The organism is Cellulomonas sp. P4_A2, assembly GCF_056402515.1.
In genome coordinates this window covers 1-356 of the sequence record NZ_JBFUHG010000256.1, presented here as the reverse complement: position 1 = coordinate 356, position 356 = coordinate 1, and the positions used below count along the sequence as shown (strand labels likewise).

Below are 356 nucleotides of genomic sequence, written 5' to 3'. Positions count from 1 at the left end.
AAGACTCTCGAACCTGCTGAATGGTTACCCCAAAACCAATGTGATCTAAATCTCTTTGTGGAAATCATGTGAAGGAGCGCAGTCGCAGGCTGTTCGTCACGACGAAGACCGATGAGAACGCCATCGCCGCTCCCGCAATCATAGGGTTGAGCAGGCCAAATGCCGCAAGGGGCAGGGCGAGTACGTTGTAGCCGAAGGCCCAGAAGAGGTTGCCCTTGATGGTGGCCAGCGTCCGCCGGGAGAGCCGGATGGCATCGGCAGCCACCTTCAGATCTCCACGAACGAGGGTGAGGTCGCTCGCCTCGATCGCGGCGTCCGTACCGGTACCCATCGCCAGCCCGAGATCCGCCGTGGCG

Annotated in this window: 1 pseudogene; it reads right to left on the bottom strand. The window is 60.4% G+C overall.

The features are described from left to right. Window positions 1–64: 64 nt before the first annotated feature. Window positions 65–356 (bottom strand): annotated as a pseudogene (locus tag AC1DUE_RS20960) (heavy metal translocating P-type ATPase); the annotation flags it as partial.